The organism is Kangsaoukella pontilimi (genome assembly GCF_009830125.1).
Taxonomy (GTDB): Bacteria; Pseudomonadota; Alphaproteobacteria; order Rhodobacterales; family Rhodobacteraceae; genus Kangsaoukella; species Kangsaoukella pontilimi.
On sequence record NZ_WUPT01000002.1, the window covers coordinates 609,264 to 626,298 of the forward strand.

Below are 17,035 nucleotides of genomic sequence, written 5' to 3' on the forward strand. Positions count from 1 at the left end.
TCATCTAGAGAGCATGAACGCGATACGTGCCTTTTTCGAGCGCCTTCGGTGGCGGATAATCTGGAGCGCTGCGGGCGTCCGCGATGCCTGGGTTCACCAGCATTCGTTCCGGTCTTGGGTCTGGGCCAACCTTGTCTCGGGCGGACTGGCGATCTGGTTGCCGCTCGAAGGGGGCGAGCGCGCGCTGATCCTGGCGCTCGGGGTTCTGGTACTGGCCGCAGAAGCCATGAATACGGCTATCGAATACACCGTCGATTATATCTCGACCGAGCGGCACCCGCTGGCAGGGCGAGCGAAGGACGCGGGAAGCGCGGGTGTCTTCCTGACCGCTATCGCGGCCGGCGTCGCCTGGGTGGCCATACTGGTGCGGCTGGTCACCGCATAGGGCTTTTCGCGCGTGCCGCGCGGTCCATATCACAGAGATGACCTGTGATTTCCTCATGACGAGACGGCAGGCGTTGGCGGGTCTTGGCGCCTGTCTTGCGGCGCCTGCGATTGCTGCGACCGACCGGCTGGCTCCGGCTCTTGAGAAGGCGCGCGGCTTTGGCCGTGTGCGCGGCTTTCTGGTGCTGAAGGAGGGCGAGCGGCTGGCTGCGGAGCGTATGTCGGGACCGGCGCTTGACCGACCGGTCAACATAAAGTCCGTGTCGAAAACCATCGTCGCCAGCCTGACGGGCGCGGCCATTGATCGAGGGGTCCTGCCGTCATCCGCGACCACGATCGGCGAGGCGGCGCCTGCGCTTTTGCCGAGGGGCGCTGACCCGCGCGTGGCCGGGATTACGGTGGAAGACCTCGTAACTCTGCGCGCAGGTCTGGAGCGGACATCGGGCGCGAATTACGGGGCCTGGGTGTCGAGCGGCAACTGGGTGGCGGATGCGCTGTCCCGTCCCTTTGTCGCGGACCCGGGCGGCAGGATGCTTTATTCCACGGGCTCGACCCATGTTCTGGGTGCCATCCTGGCCGAGGCGTCGGGACGGAGCCTGTTGTCGCTCGCGCGGGACTGGCTGGGCGATCCGTTGGGGATCGAGGTGCCCGCATGGACACGCGATCCGCAGGGATATTACCTTGGCGGCAACGAAATGGCGCTGTCCGTCGAAGGCATGGGGCGGTTCGGCGAGATGATCCGGCAAGGTGGTATCTGGCAGGGCGAAAGAGTGCTGTCCGAAGAGTGGATCGAACAGTCTTTCGTTCCGAGGACGCGGTCGCCCTGGTCCGGGCTCGCCTATGGATACGGGTGGTTTCTGGGCCGGGCAGGCGGCGCATCCTATGCGCTTGCGCGTGGCTTCGGCGGACAGGTTATTGCGGTCTCGCCCCAGTTGGGTGTGACGGTGGTCATCACGTCGGACCCGACGCAGCCCGCGCGATCGAACGGCTATTTCGGCGAGCTGCAGGATCTGATCGAGCGCGACGTGTTCGGAGCGCTGTCCTGAGGGCTCTGCCCCCGCCGCTTCGCGGCTCACCCGGAGTATTTTCGCCAAGAAGAAATGGCTGTGGCGGTTGGGGGCGGGCGCGCATTCACCTTAATGGACGTTAGGGTTAACCGATGTATGCTGCTTGCGCTGCCGAGCGGTGGGGACAAGCGGCTCAGGAGCCGACGGGACGCCCCCAGAGGTCGTATTCGCTGGCCTCGTCCACCTCGACAGTCAGAACGTCGCCCGGCGCAAGCCCTTCGAAGCCTTCGTCGATGAAGAGATTCCCGTCGATTTCTGGGGCGTCTGCCATAGTGCGGCAGGTGGCGGCGTCTTCATCGACCTCGTCCACGATGACGGGCAGGCGCCTGCCGACCTTGGCGGCGAGCCTGGCCTCGGAAATGGCCTGAGCCCTGGCCATGAAGCGGTCCCAGCGGTCCTGTTTGACCTCGGGCGGGACATGGTCTGGCAGCGCGTTCGAACGGGCGCCTTCAACATTCTCATACTGAAAGCACCCGACCCGGTCGAGCTGCGCCTCGTCCAGCCAGTCGAGAAGGGTCTGGAACTCCTCCTCGGTCTCGCCCGGATAGCCCACGATGAAGGTCGAGCGGAGGGTGATGTCGGGGCAATCGCGGCGCCATGCGGCGATCTCGTCCAGCGTGCGGGCGGCGGCGGCAGGCCGCGCCATGCGGCGGAGCGTGTCGGGATGGGCGTGCTGGAACGGAATGTCGAGATAGGGTGCGATCAGCCCCTCTGCCATCATCGGGACAAGCTCGCGCACATGGGGGTAGGGATAGACGTAATGGAGCCGTACCCAGGCGCCGAGGCTGCCGAGGTCGCGGGCGAGCGGCAGGATCGGGAACTTGTCCTCGCGATCCTTCCAGTCGGTGCCATATGCCGAGGTGTCCTGACTGATGACCAGAAGCTCGCGCACACCGCTTTCGACCAGTTTTTCCGCCTCTCGCATGACAGCGCGGTGCGGGCGCGAAGCCAGTTTCCCGCGCATGTCGGGGATGATGCAGAACTTGCAGGTATGATTACAGCCTTCGGAGATCTTGAGATAGCTGTAGTGGCGCGGAGTGAGTTTCACACCGGCTGTCGGCATCAGGTCGATGAACGGATCGGGCGCGGGCGGGACGGCGGCGTGAACCGCGTCGAGCACCTGTTCGTATTGATGCGGCCCTGTCACGGCCAGTACCTTGGGATGCGCGCCGGTGATATACTCGGGCTCTGCGCCAAGGCAGCCGGTGACGATCACGCGCCCGTTCTCATTCAGCGCCTCGCCGATGGCGTCGAGGCTTTCTGCCTTGGCGCTGTCGAGGAAACCGCAGGTGTTCACGATCACTGCATCGGCCCCGCCGTAGTCGGGGCTGATCGCATAGCCCTCGGCGCGGAGCCGTGTCAGGATGCGCTCGCTGTCGACAAGCGCCTTGGGACAGCCAAGTGAGACCATGCCGATGGTCGGCTGGCCATCGCGCGGCGTCTCGGTCACGCGGGCGCGGGCAAGGTCGGGGCGCAGGTCGGGCGGGTTCTGGCTCATAACCGCGCCACATAGCTCCTTGTCCGCGTCGGGGGAAGGGGTCAGGCGGCGCGGGTGGTGACCACGCGGGCCACGGGCCAGTTCGTCAGCATCTGGTCGATGACTGCGGCCTCGACCGGTTTTCCGAAGAGATAGCCCTGAAGCAGATCGGCCCCGGCATTTACGAGGACCTTGCGCTGATGTTCGGATTCGACTCCTTCGGCCACGATCTTGAGGCCGAGGTCGTGACCGAGGTCGATCAGCGAGCGGACGATCGATAGGTCGTCCATATCGGTCGTCATGCCCGAGACGAAAGACTTGTCGATCTTCATGGCGGTGCAGGGCAGGTTCTTGAGGATGGTGAGGGACGAGCCATCCGTTCCGAAATCGTCCAGTGCAACGAACATGCCATGCTCGCGGAAACGGGTGAGTTGCTCGGCCAGAACGTCGAGATTGAAGCGGTTCGCGGCCTGTTCGGTGACTTCGATGGCAAGGCTGCGATGGGGCAGCCCCTTTTTGTCCAGTGTTGAAACGACGTCATCCACGAAGTCGGGGTTCTTGAGATCGGCTTCCGCGATGTTGAGGCCAACGCTGAACTTGTGGCCCTTTTCGTGCCAACGGGCGAGGTCATCGGTGATGATCTGAAGCATGGCGCGTGTGACCGCGCGGCAGGCTGCCGAATCCCTGAGAGCATTGGAGAACCGTTCCGGCGTGAGAAGGCCCAGCTTTGGGTGCTTCCATCGGACGAGAGATTCGAAACCTTCGATTTCCAGCGTCCGGGCATTTACCAGAGGCTGATAATAGGGGACGATTTGGCTGGTCTGCGCGGCCATCAGGATGCCGTCGATTTCCCAGATGCGGCGTTCGAAGGCGCGCCCGAGGTTGGGATGATAGCGGCCCGTCGCGTTCCGTCCCTCGCGCTTCACGTTGTAAAGCGCAAGATCCGAGGCCTTCATCAGTTCGAAAAGCGTTTTTCCGTCGCGTGGGTAGAAAGCATAGCCGATGGAGGTCGTCGCCATCAGCGTGTGGTGGGCCCCATCAAGGTCCATGGTGGCAACCACCGAGGTATCCACGCCTTCGAGGAAGTTCTCACATCCGTTCGCCACCTGACCTTCCATGATCAGAACCGCGAATTCGTCGCCGCCCAGACGCGCCGCCAGCGCATTCTCGGGAAACACCCGCCGGATCATTCCGGTCACGGACAAGAGCATTTCGTCGCCGGCGGCGTGACCATGCAGATCGTTGATGTCCTTGAACTTATCCAGATCTATCTGAGCCAGGCACAGCCGCTTTCCCTCGCGATGCGCCTTGGCGATCATGGCTTCGGCCCGGCTGTGGAAGCCGCGGCGGTTCAACAGCCCGGTCAGGCTATCGTGTTCGGCCAGATAGCGGGCCTGTCGTTCGGACATCTCCCCGTGGCGATGACTGCGATGCAGGAGCCGCGTCGCCACATAGACGAGAACCGCGGTCAGGCAGGAGGCGCCGACCGCGAGCGACCAGAAGAGAACGGCGAGGTTCGAGGCGGCCGAAGTCACATCCGTGATGAGGCGGATCATTACACCATGGTCGACGACACCCTGTTCAAGAATGCCATGCGCACCGTGATCTTCATCCGCGATGTTCGTCGTGGTTGTCGTCGTACTGCCAAGCCAGGTCTTGTTTCCGGCTGCACCCAGCATCTGAAAGACCTCGTGCTCCAGTCCTTCGCCATCAACTGAAGGTGTGGGAAGGCTGACGGCCCTGTCGGGGTCGCCCAGCACCAGATCGCCGTGAATTTGATGCGCGAGAAGCCTGTGGAAGGCCTGAAGCAACAGCTCCAGGTTTTCGCGTTCGACGTCCGCCGAAAGGGTCGCGGCGGGATCGGGCGACAGGAGCGTGATCTTGCAGTCGCAGTCTTTTTTGAGAACGTCGATCTGCTTGATGCTGCCGGCTGCGAGAGCGGCCTGCAAGGTCATCGCGAAAGTCGAATGCCGGTCGGAGAGACCCTCGAACTGAGCACCGGGCGGTGTATCCGCGAGGCACATCTCGAAGCCGTCCATCTGAGCGGCAAAGTAACGGCTCCACCGCTCGCCATTCGTATCGAAGCTGCTGATCAGCATGGACTGCATCATCGGCGCAGCCAGGAATGTCTTGATCAGGAGAAAAACACCGATGCCCGAGGCAAGCATAAGCCGCCACGGCATCATGTCCTTGAAATCGGCACTCACTACCCGCATTCAGCAGACCACTTGTCCGCCCCCGAGCGTGGGATAGCCGAAAACCTTCGAATTTTCGATTTCAAACCGTTGGCAGGGTTAACGTGCCCTTACGCGGTCAGCGCCTCCGGTCGCGGCGGTTCGACATTGGCTGGAAGGCCACGCCGACATGCGCCTCACAGTAGGGCTTGCCCTGCTGAACGGCGAGGCCGCAGAACCAGAAATCATCCGTCGCCGGGTCGCCGATCGGCCATTTGCAGGTCCGCTCGGTCAGTTCCATCAGGCTGATGCGTTTCGCCGATTTCTCGACCTCTCGGACGGTGGCCAGCGCTTCGGGGCTGATCTCGTTTGCCGAGGGTTGCGGCGGCAGCGGCTGGCCGGCCGGCACGATGGGCTTGCGTGGCTGAACCGTCACTTCGACGACCTTCTCTTCGGGCTTCGCGGCGGGCTTGGAGGGGGCCGGTTCGGCGGGTGCTGCACGTGCCGATTTCTTCTCGGGCGCAGGCGCAGGCGCTGCACCGGCGCGGTTCGAAAGACCCAGACGATGGACCTTGCCGATGACGGCATTGCGGGTCACACCGCCAAGCTCCTTGGCGATCTGGCTGGCCGACTGGCCCTCGCTCCACATCTTCTTAAGAAGGTCTACCCGCTCGTCCGTCCAAGACATACCCGTCTCCAAGGCGTTTTTCACTGAAGGCCCTATACTAGTCATGCCCTCCGGCAGGGACAAGGCGATCCCACGGGCATTTCGGCTTGTTTTCGGGGTTCTTTCCGGGGCGCCGTCATTTGGGGCGGGCGATTGGATGCAATCCGGCAACAATCGCGGCATCGCCCGGTTCGTTGGCCGTGCGGAAACCATCCCGCGCCAAAAAAATGCCGGAATTTTCCTTAACGAACATCGAAGAGCATTTGATTTATGAGGTTTCCGATGCAGAAGAAAGTGTGCGTATTCATTGCTTTGGCTGTAACCGGTCTGTCTGCCTGCGGGGGAGGTGGGGGAGGTGGCGGACTCGGCAGCGCCACAGCATTCGCGTCGCTTGGCGAAGTCTACCGCACAGAACCCACCGGTTCTCTTTTGAATGACCCTTTTGCGGTCTTTCAGGCCATGCGCGGCAACCCCGACTTCACGGCGAGCAACACCAAGGGCGCGACCGGCAATATGGCGGTTGCGACATTCCTCGGCGGCGCCCCGGTGCTTCGCGACGTCCGCATGTCGTTGAGTGAGGATATGACGGTTTTGACGCTTCAGATCGAAGGACTGGGGACGGTCAACCTGCCTGCAGATGGCACTCCGGGAGAGACTTCGGGAAGCTGGGGTGAGTTCTTTGACGGGCGGTACGTAACGCTTTTCACCTTCGATGATACAGGAACCATAGCCTATTCGGACAACCGTAACATCATGTCGACCGTGAACGGGCAGGGCGTTTTCGGATTGGAAACGCCGCTCGACCGGCTTCCCACCGGTTCCGGCCCTGTATCCTATTCGGGGGATTTCGAAACAATCGGCTATGTCACCAGCTACACGATACCCGCGGGCGCTGCGACTGATGGCACCATGAGCATGCTGGTAGACTTTGACAGCAGAACCATTTCGGGCACGACAGCGGGAGATATCTACTACATCACTTCCGGTAAGACCCTGCAGGTGGACGGTGGCGCGACGGGCACGATTTCGGGCAGCGTTTCCGGCAATGGTGTCGCTGGAAGTTTCACGCTCAACGGTGCGGAATCCAGCGCGTTCCACAGCTTCGAAGGAAATGTCTTCGGCTGGAATGCCGATGATATCGGCGGCGGCGTTGTGGCCTCGATCACGGGCCCAGGCGGGACCGGTTATGCCTATGGCACGTTCGAAACTACTCGGGACTAGCCTCCAAATTCCTCTGGACTCCACCACGGGGCGTCGGGTAACCGGCGCTTCATGTCGTTCAACACGCGCCATATCCTCCGACGCCGACGCTGATCCTCAGCGTTTCCGTCCGCGCGCGCCTGTCGCGCATCACCCCTGAAATCCGTTGACTCGCTGCCGCACGCGCGGCACCTCTGTCACTTCCGTATTCAAGGACCCAAGCGATGATCCCGTCGATCCTGCCGACCTACAACCGTGCTCCCATGACCTTCGTCAAAGGCGAAGGCGCCTGGCTGATCGAAGAGGACGGCACCCGATATCTGGATCTCGGCGCCGGCATCGCGGTCAATGCGCTCGGCCACGCCCATCCCAAGCTGGTGGCAGCCCTGACCGAGCAGGCTGGTCTGCTCTGGCACACCTCGAACCTCTACAACATCCCGGGCCAGCAGGAGCTGGCCGACCGCCTGACCGAGGCGACCTTCGCCGACACGGTATTCTTCACCAATTCCGGAACCGAAGCCTGCGAGCTTGCCGTCAAGATGGCGCGGAAATACTGGTCCGAGACGGACGATCCCAGAACCGAGATCATCGCGTTCACCGGCTCGTTCCACGGCCGGTCCGCGGCCGGGATCGCGGCGGCGGGATCCGAGAAGATGACCAAGGGCTTCGGCCCGCTTCTGCCGGGCTTCACGCATCTGCCCTTCGGCGACCACGATGCGCTGCATGCCGCGCTGACCGACCGGATTGCCGCCGTGATCCTCGAGCCAGTGCAGGGCGAGGGTGGGATCGTGCCGGTGCCGGACCAGTGCCTCAAAGGCTTGCGCGATCTCTGCGATGAGACCGGCGCGCTGCTGATCTTCGACGAGGTGCAATGCGGCATGGGCCGGACCGGCCGGCTCTTTGCCCACGAATGGTCCGGGATCGCGCCGGATATCATGATGGTGGCCAAGGGCATCGGCGGGGGCTTCCCGCTCGGTGCCGTTCTGGCCACCGAAGAGGCCGCGTGCGGCATGACGGCGGGCACGCATGGCTCGACCTATGGCGGCAACCCGCTCGCCATGGCGGTGGGCAACGCGGTCATGGAGACGGTGGCCGAGCCCGCCTTCCTTGATGAGGTTAATCGCAAGGCCGGCGCGCTTCGCCAGAAGCTCGAAGGGCTGGTGGCCGGTCATCCGGAGGTCTTCGAAGCGGTGCGCGGTTCGGGCCTGATGCTTGGCCTGAAGTGCAAGGTCACGAACACAGATGTGGTCTCGGCGGGCTATGCGCAGCACGTGCTGACGGTTCCTGCGGGCGACAACGTCGTGCGCCTGCTGCCGCCCCTCACCATCACCGATGACGAGATCGCCGAGGCTGTGAACCGTCTCGACCGCGCGGCAGCCGCGCTCGCGCCTGCGTGATCTTCGAATGTTCCTAATTATCCCGGGGGAGGCCAAAGGCCGGGGGCAGAGCCCCCAAGCCCCGACCGAAAAAGAGATATCCGATATGTCCCATTTTCTAGATATTCACAAAACCGACCCCGACGCGCTCCGGTCCATGATCGAGCAGGCGAAGGCGATCAAGACGGCCCGCGCCGGGCGACCCAAGGGGGCGAAGGACGACGATTTGCCGCTCGACGGGCGGATGGTGGCGCTCATCTTCGAGAAACCCTCGACCCGGACCCGCGTGTCCTTTGACGTGGGCGTGCGGCAGATGGGCGGCGAGGTTCTGGTCCTGTCGGGCAGCGAGATGCAGCTCGGTCATGGCGAGACCATCGCCGACACGGCGCGGGTTCTGTCGCGCTATGTGGACCTGATCATGATCCGGACGTTCGAAGAGGATGCGCTTCTCGAACTGGCCGATCATGCCACAGTGCCGGTCATTAACGGGCTTACCAACCGCACCCACCCCTGCCAGATCATGGCCGATATCCTGACCTACGAGGAGCATCGCGGGTCCATCGCCGGCAAGAAGGTGACCTGGTGCGGCGACGGCAACAACGTCTTCGCCAGTTTTGCCCATGCCGCCGGACAATTCGGTTTCGACCTGACCTATTCGGGGCCGCCGACCCTCGACCCGGAGACCGAGTTCATGGACCTCGCCCGGTCGAAGGGCTCGAAAGTCGAGATCGTGCGCGACCCGATTGCGGCGGTGACGGATGCCGACCTCGTGGTCACCGATACATGGGTCTCGATGCATGACAGCCAGACCACGAAAGAGCGGCGCCACAACCAGCTTCGCCCGTATCAGGTGAACGAGGAACTGATGCGCCATGCCAAACCGGATGCGCTCTTCATGCACTGCCTGCCCGCCCACCGCGAAGAAGAGGCGACCAGCGCCGTCATGGACGGCCCGCATTCGGTGATCTTCGACGAGGCCGAGAACCGGCTTCACGCCCAGAAGGCGATCATGCGCTGGTGCCTCGGCGTATGAGGCCGGGTCAGGGGCAGGGCGTGCTTCGGGTCAGGATGTCGAAGCGCGCGTCCTGCCCGACGATATCGTAATTACGTCTGACCGCCTCGGCGGTCGCGCTGCCGGCATAGGCGAGGATGTCTAGCGGAGCCTCGCGGAAAGGCAGGACCCGGTCGACGATCAGCACATCGGGGCAGCGGGCGAGGTCGCGCGCCATCTGCTCGCGGCTCCGTCGAAGGACGGCATGCCGTGGGTCGTCTTCCGTCGCGCCGTTCTCGACCATGTCCAGCGTGCCGGGCAGGAGCCATAGGGAGGCGGCGTGGCCGGTCCAGTCCGCACCTGTCTCCAGCGCCAAGGGGAAGGCGGGCAGCAGCGACGGCGACCAGACCAGCAGGCGCTCGGGCGCGATGCCCTGTGCTGCAAGCTGTGTTTCGAGCGGGGTCGACAGCGGGTTTCGATAGGCGCCGACCGACAGGAAGGCGTTCAGGAACAGAGCGATGACGCCGAGCGCCGCGATGGCCCGCGCGACCTGTGTGGCCTGGGCGGCCATCAGCGCAAGGGCAATGACCGCCAGAGCATGCGCCGGTGCGGCGTGGTAGCTGAAACCGTTGCCCTGAAGCGCATAGGCGGCGAGCGCTGCGAGAAACAGCAGAAGCGCCCGGCGCGGGCCAGGCTCCGTGCCGGAACCGAGTGCGAGGCCCACCACCGCCAGCGTGACAGGCAAGGGCCAGAGATTGCGCAGGAACAGGTCGAAGGGCAGTGTGTAAGCGCCGTAGACCAGCCGGGCATCCGGCACGATGATCGTGAAATACTCCCGGTGGAACAGCGTCACACCTGCGACATAGGCTAGACCCACCGCGCCCATGGCAAGGTTGCCGGGTGCGAAGATAGGGCGGAGGCTGCGTTCGCGGATTGCCTCAAAAAGGGCGAGCAGCGCCGGGTAGACCAGGAAATGGGGTTTCAGACAGATGCCCACGCCCGCGACCAGTCCGCGCAGCACCGCGCCCTGTCCCGAGAACGGAGCGTGGAGGAACAGTGCCGCCGCCACCCATGGCAGGATCAGAATCAGCATAATGTGCTCGCGCTGACCGAAATGCGCGAGGAAGGGCAGGGTGGTGGCTGCTGCGACCGCCGTCAGGAACAACCATCGCCGGGGGAGGTCGCGGGGTGTCAGCGCCGTCACCCATGCCAGCGACAGGGTCGTCAGCGTGGCCATGAAGGCTGCGAGTGAGGCGGCCGGGGCAAGATCGAACAGGTCACCGAAATGGAGCGCGGCACGCATCAGGTAGAAGGCCAGGGGCGGGTTCACCTCGGACAGGTCCGTGTAAAGCCGTGCGCCCTCGATCCACTGACGTCCTGCCACGAGGTACCAGGCGACGTCGTGATTGACATAGGCGTCCCTGAACCAAGCGAAGATCGCGATTCCGGTGACAAAAGCGATGATCTGGCCCGGGTCGACGCTTGTCTCGCCGGAGCGAGAGAAGACGAGGTGCCGCTGCGCCAGGTAGCTTGCAGGCGGGACCGTCAGGCCCACCAGCATGAGAGCTTGCCAGAAAGGGAGATCCGCACGGTCGGCGCCTGCAACGACAAGGGACGAGATGACAAAGGCCAGTCCGGACATCGTCAGAAAACGCGGCAGATAGGGGCCGAGCGCCCCGTCCACGCGGAAGGTCAGTCGCGCCTGACCGACGAAGCTGACAAGAACGGCGGTCAGCCAGCCGGCCATGTTCGCGCCCTGCGGTGCGAGACCGAGGCGATGCGCAACCCAGGCAGCAAGCAGGTGGGTGAGCGTGGCCGCGACGCCGACCATCGCGAAGGTCGACACTTCGCGCAGGCGCTCGGCTCTGGCTGTCACGTCTTGTCCTCGCCGCCCACGACCGAGCGGACGATGTAAAGCGGCCGCGCGCGCACCTCGCCATAGATGCGGCCCACGTATTCGCCCACGATCCCGATCGCAAAAAGGTTCAGCCCGCCGAAGACGAGAATGAATATCGCGGTCGATGCGTAGCCCGGCGTGTCACGCCCGGTCAGAATCGTGTCGAACAGGATGAAGGCAGCGTAGAGGAAGCCCGCGAGAGCGGTCAGGAAGCCCACATAGCTCCAGATGCGGAGCGGCCTCGTTGACGACGCGAAGATGCCGTCGAGCGCAAAGTTCCAGAGCCGCCACATGCTCCATTGCGACCGGCCAGCGGCGCGGCCCGCTCGGGTGTACTCGACCTCTGCCGTTTCGAAGCCGACCCAGCCGAACAGCGCCTTGTTGAAGCGTGCCCTTTCGCCCATGGCGTCGAGCACAGCCAGAACCTGACGGTCGAGCAGGCGGAAATCGCCCACATCCGCAGGAATGGGCCGCTCTGCCAGCATGTTGAAGACGCGGTAGAACTGCCGTGCGGTCCAGCGCTTGATCAGACCGTCCGACGACCGGTCGGAGCGGCGGGCATTCACGATCCGCGCGCCTTGCTGCCAAAGGTGGATCATCTCGGGGATGACGGCGGGGTCGTCCTGCAGGTCGACGTCGATAGGAATGGCGCAGGCGCCCTTCGCCTCGGCCAGACCGGCGGCGAGCGCCGCGTCCTTGCCGAAATTGCGCGACAGGTTGACGATGCGAATGCGCGGGTCGTCCAGCATGGCCGTCCGAAGGATGAATTCGGTGGCATCGGTCGAACCGTCATTCACGAAGACGAACTCGAAGAGACAGGTGTCCTCCAGAGTCGCAATCGCCGGACCGATACCATCCAGAAACGGACCGATGGCGGCCTCCTCGTCCTTCACCGGGACTACGAGCGAGACCAGCGGCAGCACTTCCAGCGCGAGTTGCGGGTCGTCCGATGCCGGTACGCCGGGGTCCGAGATATGCGAAGCCTCTGCCATTTGGCCCCTGATCATTCCGAATGGCGGGACAATTCCGCCTTTGACAGGCTTTTTGTCTCTCGAAACGGGCAACATCATGGCAGAGGCGGGGCAGGATCACGCCCCCTCGACAACGGGCGAATTCCGCTACATATCCTCGGCCATGACAGACCTCGCTCATATCCGCAATTTCTCGATCGTGGCCCATATCGACCACGGCAAGTCGACGCTCGCCGACCGGCTGATCCAGTTGACCGGCACCGTGGCCGAACGCGACATGAAGGATCAGTTGCTTGACGCGATGGACATCGAGCGTGAGCGCGGCATCACGATCAAGGCCAACACCGTCCGGATCGAATACCCGGCAAAGGATGGCGAAACCTATATCCTCAATCTGATCGACACGCCGGGCCATGTCGACTTCGCCTACGAGGTCAGCCGCTCGATGCAGGCGGTCGAGGGCTCGCTTCTGGTGGTCGATGCCTCGCAGGGCGTCGAGGCGCAGACGCTCGCCAACGTGTATCAGGCGATCGACGCGGACCACGAGATCGTGCCGGTTCTGAACAAGATCGACCTGCCCGCCGCCGATGTCGACCGGGTCAAGGAACAGATCGAGGATGTGATCGGCATCGACGCGTCGGAGGCTGTGCATATCTCGGCCAAGACCGGACTGGGCATTCCCGACGTGCTGGAAGCCATCGTCACGCGCCTGCCTGCGCCCAAGGGGGACCGCGACGCGCCCTTGAAGGCGATGCTGGTCGATAGCTGGTACGACCCGTACCTCGGCGTCGTCGTCATGATCCGCGTGATCGACGGCGTGATCCGCAAGGGCGACATGATCCGCATGATGCAGACGGGCGCGCGCTACGGCATCGACAAGCTGTCCGTGCTCCGCCCCGCCATGCAGGACATCAAGGAGCTTGGCCCCGGCGAGATCGGCGTCTTCACCGCGTCCATCAAACAGGTGCGCGACACCAAGGTGGGCGACACGATCACCCACGAGAAGAAGGGCACTGACACGCCACTGCCGGGCTTCAAACCGTCTCAGCCGGTGGTCTTCTGCGGGCTTTTCCCCGTCGACACCAACGACTTCGAAGACCTCCGCGACGCCATCGAGAAGCTGGCCCTCAACGACGCCTCCTTCACCTACGAGATGGAGACGTCCGCTGCTCTGGGCTTCGGCTTCCGCTGCGGGTTCCTGGGCCTTCTGCACCTCGAAGTGATCCGCGACCGGATCGAGCGGGAATACGACATCGACCTGATCACCACCGCGCCTTCGGTGATCTATCACGTCTACATGAAGGACGGCTCCAAGCTCGACCTGCACAACCCCGCCGACATGCCCGACGCGACGCTCGTGTCCCATATCGAAGAGCCGCGGATCAAGGCCACCATCCTTGTCCCCGACGAGTATCTGGGCGACGTGCTGAAGCTCTGCCAGGACCGGCGCGGCATTCAGGAGGACCTGACCTATGCCGGTGCGCGGGCGATGGTGGTCTATGACCTGCCGCTGAACGAGGTGGTCTTCGACTTCTACGACCGGCTGAAATCGGTGACGAAGGGCTATGCCAGCTTCGACTATCAGCTGATGGGCTACCGCGAGGACAAGCTGGTCAAGATGCAGGTGCTGGTCAATGACGAGCCCGTCGATGCGCTGTCCATGATGGTCCACCGCGACCGGGCCGAGATGCGCGGCCGCGCCATGTGCGAGAAGCTGAAAGAGCTGATCCCGCGCCACATGTTCAAGATCCCGATCCAGGCCGCCATCGGCGGCAAGGTCATCGCCCGCGAGACGCTGTCGGCGCTGAGGAAGGACGTGACCGCCAAGTGCTATGGCGGCGACGTGACCCGGAAGAAGAAGCTCTTGGAGAAGCAGAAGGCGGGCAAAAAGAGAATGAGGCAGTTCGGGAAGGTCGAGATCCCGCAGGAAGCTTTCATAAATGCGTTGAAGATGGACAGCTAGCTTTCACACTGCGCGTTTGCTGCCTTGGAATTCTTACTTTGGGTGTGGCGCCTGTACGTTGACGTCAAGCGCAACTGCGAGCATCCTTGAAGCTTGTCAGACAGGTTTTGGGAGTTAAGACTTGAATGCGGAATTGAAACCTAGAGCACTTGATATAGAATTTTTTTCAAAGGAGAGCAGCAAGACAACGCAGCTTGTCAATAATGCTGACGTTTCTGCCCAAATAGACGGTAAGCATACTTGGTTTAAATATATATTTAATGAGCCTGTGTTTCTGACAAAGATTGAGGTTTTTTCAGAAGGTTATAATTCTTGGGATAAGTTCGAGATAATTGTTACTCATGTTGACGGTACTTTTCATGAGGAAAGTGTCGATGTTAAAACTGGTGTTGTGTCGCTTCAGCTTGGCAAGCTCGTGTCAGGTTTTCAGTTTCGACCTGGCCGAAAATGGTCGTCTAGCCCCAAGATAACTAAAGTCATTGCGACTGGTCTTACTCTATCCGAGTTCCATGCCTTTGAGTGGAAACTCAAAGAGCATGAGCAGAGAGCGGCGGAGCTAGCTGAGAAGCAAAGCAATTATGATGCTCTCAAGGATACCAGAGACACGCTATCTTCTGAAAAAACTCAGTTGGAATCTGAGATCGGCAAGTCAAGGTCGCAGCTCGATGATCTCAACACCAAAGTTAGCTCGGCGTCGAACAGCCTCGAAACCCTTTTAGAGGATGTGAAAACTGCCCGTAGCGACGTGAAGCGTGCCCGTGAGGACAAAAACAAGCTTCTAGATGAAACGGCCGAAATACGGCGAGAACTCGAAACGCTTACGCGGGAGGTAAGGCTTTTCCCAAGTGAGATTTCGGGCTTCGTTCGTGAGGGAAACAGGAACATTCGATGGTATATCGGGCTATCAATGCCTTTTGTAATTGTACTCTTCGTAATACTGAACTCATTATTTTCGAGCGCTATTGATTTGACTCAACTATGGCGCAATGAGGAATCCATTGATGTCTGGACAATTTTTCTTACGCGACTACCATTTGTTTTAGTTGCCTTTGCGCTGATCGAAGCTTGCGGATATATTGTTGGTCGGCTCATTTATGAAATAGTTAGGATTAACCGTCAACGACTAGAGTTTGCCAAGCTGAGTATCGTCGCTAAGGATGTGTCGGCAGCTTCTGCCAACACTACCTCTCTTACGGACGACGAAGTTTTTGAGAAAGAAACTCAACTCAAGATGAACCTCCTTCGTGAGCATATGAAAAACCAGTCCGCTGATCAGTTTGAATACAAGGGTAGTGCAATTGTTTCCGCACTGGTTGGCGTTGCAGAAAGGCTTGGAGGAAAGAAGGGCGACTGAACTGCCCCATCAGGGCGGGCGCTTTTCGCCCCCGGGGCTCCGCCCGTTCGGACCTGAATACGTCCACTGCACGTTTTCCGAGACGGTCCTCACCCCCTCGGTTCGGGCGCAGCGCATTGAACAAAGCGAACCATAAGAACCAACCCGTAGGGCGCGGCTCACCCCGCCGAGGCGTGTCATTCCCCCGAACGGAACCGACCGCCACCGTTCCCGAGAAATGCCGGTCTGAAAGCCCGCCCTACGCGTTCGCGACCGCTGCGCACGAAAAAGCCCGGCGGTTCCCCGCCGGGCCATTCTCTCAGCCGAGCCTTTCGCACTCAGTACTGCGCGCGGTTCGACTCTTCCTGGATCACCTCGCCGGCGGTTTCGATGTCTTCGCCGGCGCCTTCGACGGTCTGGCAGGCGGCTAGCATGGTCAGGGCGGCGAGGGTCAGCATGATGCGTGTCATTTCTATCTCCTTCTCGACTGAGAGGAGAACGCGCTGCCCCCGCCTTTGGGTTCCCTAGAACAGCCCGTCGCCGCCGTTACGGTCTTCGGCGATGGTGTCGGCGCCGATGGCGGCGGCGCCGCCGATCACAACGGGGACGCAGGCCGTGGTCAGGGTGAGAAGGGCGAGGGCAAGGGCAAGGCGGTGAAGCATGGGGGTCTCCGGGTCTTTTCGCGCCGACGTTAGGACAGCGCCGGGCCTGTCGCCAGCGCGGGGGCGCGGGGGCGTGCGATTCGCGGGCAAGTGCGACCGCTCTGCACCGTTCAGGCGGGGGTGAGTCGCGGCGATTCCCAGTGGATTTGCCCCGACAGGGCCGAAAATCGCCTTTGCAGGCGCAGAAACAGGGGGCTGGGCGCCGAAAACCGACCTGTCCACAGGGAAGCCTCTGGAACACCGCGCTTTTCCCGACATGTCCACCGGGATGTCCCCCCGATATCAACAGCTTATCCCCAGCGATTTTTCATGCTGCACTGCTTTTTCATTGGCAAAAGCGACGCCAGTTGCGACCTTGTCCTTACCGCAACGGAGCGTAAGCGAAGGGGCGGGTCGCAAGGGCCGAAGGGCCGCGGAAGCGCGATGGGCCGGGGATCACATGACCTCCGCCACAGCGGGAAAGCGGAACCGGCAAGCCCCGGGAAAGGAAGGGTTTTCGGACCTGGACCGGAACGGGAGGAGCCGAGGCCGGAGCGAGGCCGGAGGGGCTTTTCGAAGCGCCGAAGGTCGGGTGCCGGCGGAGACGCAGGGTACCACTGGGCCAAACCGCCCTCGGGTGGACAGGTTCAGGAAGGCGTCAGGGCGCGCCCCTCGCGGGCGCAATGCAAAGACCGCGTCTGAGCACCTGGCGCCTTTATCCTGTCCAAACGCAGCAGACCTCCTCACGATTGACTGTCCGGAGTGAAAAACGGGGCCGGTCGCCTATGCGTCCGAGCCCCGTTCCCGTCAGTATGCTGTACCGCGTCTACGCACCTGTGCGTTCCTCGTAGCGAAACCGGCCGGAAACATCAACAATATCTTGCGGCGCATTTG

Annotated in this window: 14 protein-coding genes; 7 read left to right on the forward strand and 7 right to left on the reverse strand. The window is 62.2% G+C overall.

The window, feature by feature from the left end; genetic code table 11:
• The first annotated feature begins 13 nt into the window (after positions 1-13).
• Positions 14-385 carry a diacylglycerol kinase gene (locus GQ651_RS12500; RefSeq protein WP_160764581.1) on the forward strand — a complete coding sequence of 124 codons (372 nt, stop codon included), beginning with the start codon at positions 14-16 and terminating at the stop codon, positions 383-385.
• A 37-nt stretch (positions 386-422) separates the two neighbouring features.
• Positions 423-1,430: a serine hydrolase domain-containing protein gene (locus GQ651_RS12505; RefSeq protein ID WP_160764582.1), complete on the forward strand. Its 1,008-nt coding sequence runs from the start codon at positions 423-425 to the stop codon at positions 1,428-1,430.
• Positions 1,431-1,584: 154 nt separating this feature from the next.
• Here the strand turns inward: GQ651_RS12505 and rimO are convergent, their stop codons facing one another.
• The 3 genes from rimO to GQ651_RS12520 all read right to left on the reverse strand — a co-directional run bounded on the left by rimO (position 1,585) and on the right by GQ651_RS12520 (position 5,790).
• Positions 1,585-2,949 carry a 30S ribosomal protein S12 methylthiotransferase RimO gene (gene rimO, locus GQ651_RS12510; protein ID WP_160764583.1) on the reverse strand — a complete coding sequence of 455 codons (1,365 nt, stop codon included), beginning with the start codon at positions 2,947-2,949 and terminating at the stop codon, positions 1,585-1,587.
• Between the two features lie 41 nt (positions 2,950-2,990).
• On the reverse strand, positions 2,991-5,144 hold the full coding sequence (locus GQ651_RS12515) for a putative bifunctional diguanylate cyclase/phosphodiesterase (protein WP_160764584.1): 2,154 nt from the start codon (positions 5,142-5,144) through the stop codon (positions 2,991-2,993).
• 97 nt (positions 5,145-5,241) lie between these two features.
• Complete coding sequence (locus GQ651_RS12520; protein WP_160764585.1) at positions 5,242-5,790, reverse strand: GcrA family cell cycle regulator; 549 nt, start codon at positions 5,788-5,790, stop codon at positions 5,242-5,244.
• A 408-nt stretch (positions 5,791-6,198) separates the two neighbouring features.
• Between GQ651_RS12520 and GQ651_RS12525 the strand changes: the two genes are divergently transcribed.
• The 3 genes from GQ651_RS12525 (at position 6,199) to argF (ending at position 9,378) form a co-directional block, all read left to right on the forward strand.
• Complete coding sequence (locus tag GQ651_RS12525) at positions 6,199-6,990, forward strand: transferrin-binding protein-like solute binding protein (RefSeq protein ID WP_160764586.1); 792 nt, start codon at positions 6,199-6,201, stop codon at positions 6,988-6,990.
• Positions 6,991-7,193: 203 nt separating this feature from the next.
• Complete coding sequence (locus GQ651_RS12530; protein WP_160764587.1) at positions 7,194-8,366, forward strand: aspartate aminotransferase family protein; 1,173 nt, start codon at positions 7,194-7,196, stop codon at positions 8,364-8,366.
• Between the two features lie 85 nt (positions 8,367-8,451).
• Positions 8,452-9,378 (forward strand): ornithine carbamoyltransferase, encoded by a 927-nt coding sequence (gene argF / locus GQ651_RS12535; RefSeq protein ID WP_160764588.1) that lies wholly within the window; start codon positions 8,452-8,454, stop codon positions 9,376-9,378.
• Positions 9,379-9,385: 7 nt separating this feature from the next.
• On the opposite strand, the gene GQ651_RS12540 is transcribed toward argF, so the two are convergent.
• The gene (locus GQ651_RS12540; protein ID WP_160764589.1) at positions 9,386-11,212 is read right to left on the reverse strand and encodes a GtrA family protein; all 1,827 of its coding nucleotides are present in this window, start codon (positions 11,210-11,212) and stop codon (positions 9,386-9,388) included.
• On the reverse strand, positions 11,209-12,240 hold the full coding sequence (locus GQ651_RS12545; RefSeq protein ID WP_227258162.1) for a glycosyltransferase family 2 protein: 1,032 nt from the start codon (positions 12,238-12,240) through the stop codon (positions 11,209-11,211). Before GQ651_RS12545 ends, GQ651_RS12540 begins: the two co-directional genes overlap by 4 nt.
• A 127-nt stretch (positions 12,241-12,367) precedes the next feature.
• Here GQ651_RS12545 and lepA point away from each other — a divergent pair, with 127 nt between their 5' ends.
• Together lepA and GQ651_RS12555 are read left to right on the forward strand one after the other, a co-directional pair.
• Positions 12,368-14,167 carry a translation elongation factor 4 gene (gene lepA, locus GQ651_RS12550; protein WP_160765154.1) on the forward strand — a complete coding sequence of 600 codons (1,800 nt, stop codon included), beginning with the start codon at positions 12,368-12,370 and terminating at the stop codon, positions 14,165-14,167.
• 121 nt (positions 14,168-14,288) lie between these two features.
• Positions 14,289-15,521, forward strand: a complete 1,233-nt coding sequence (locus GQ651_RS12555; RefSeq protein WP_160764590.1) for a hypothetical protein — start codon at positions 14,289-14,291, stop codon at positions 15,519-15,521.
• Between the two features lie 317 nt (positions 15,522-15,838).
• Here the strand turns inward: GQ651_RS12555 and GQ651_RS12560 are convergent, their stop codons facing one another.
• The gene (locus GQ651_RS12560) at positions 15,839-15,970 is read right to left on the reverse strand and encodes an entericidin A/B family lipoprotein (protein WP_160764591.1); all 132 of its coding nucleotides are present in this window, start codon (positions 15,968-15,970) and stop codon (positions 15,839-15,841) included.
• Between the two features lie 54 nt (positions 15,971-16,024).
• On the reverse strand, positions 16,025-16,162 hold the full coding sequence (locus GQ651_RS12565; protein ID WP_160764592.1) for a hypothetical protein: 138 nt from the start codon (positions 16,160-16,162) through the stop codon (positions 16,025-16,027).
• Between the last annotated feature and the right edge of the window lie 873 nt (positions 16,163-17,035).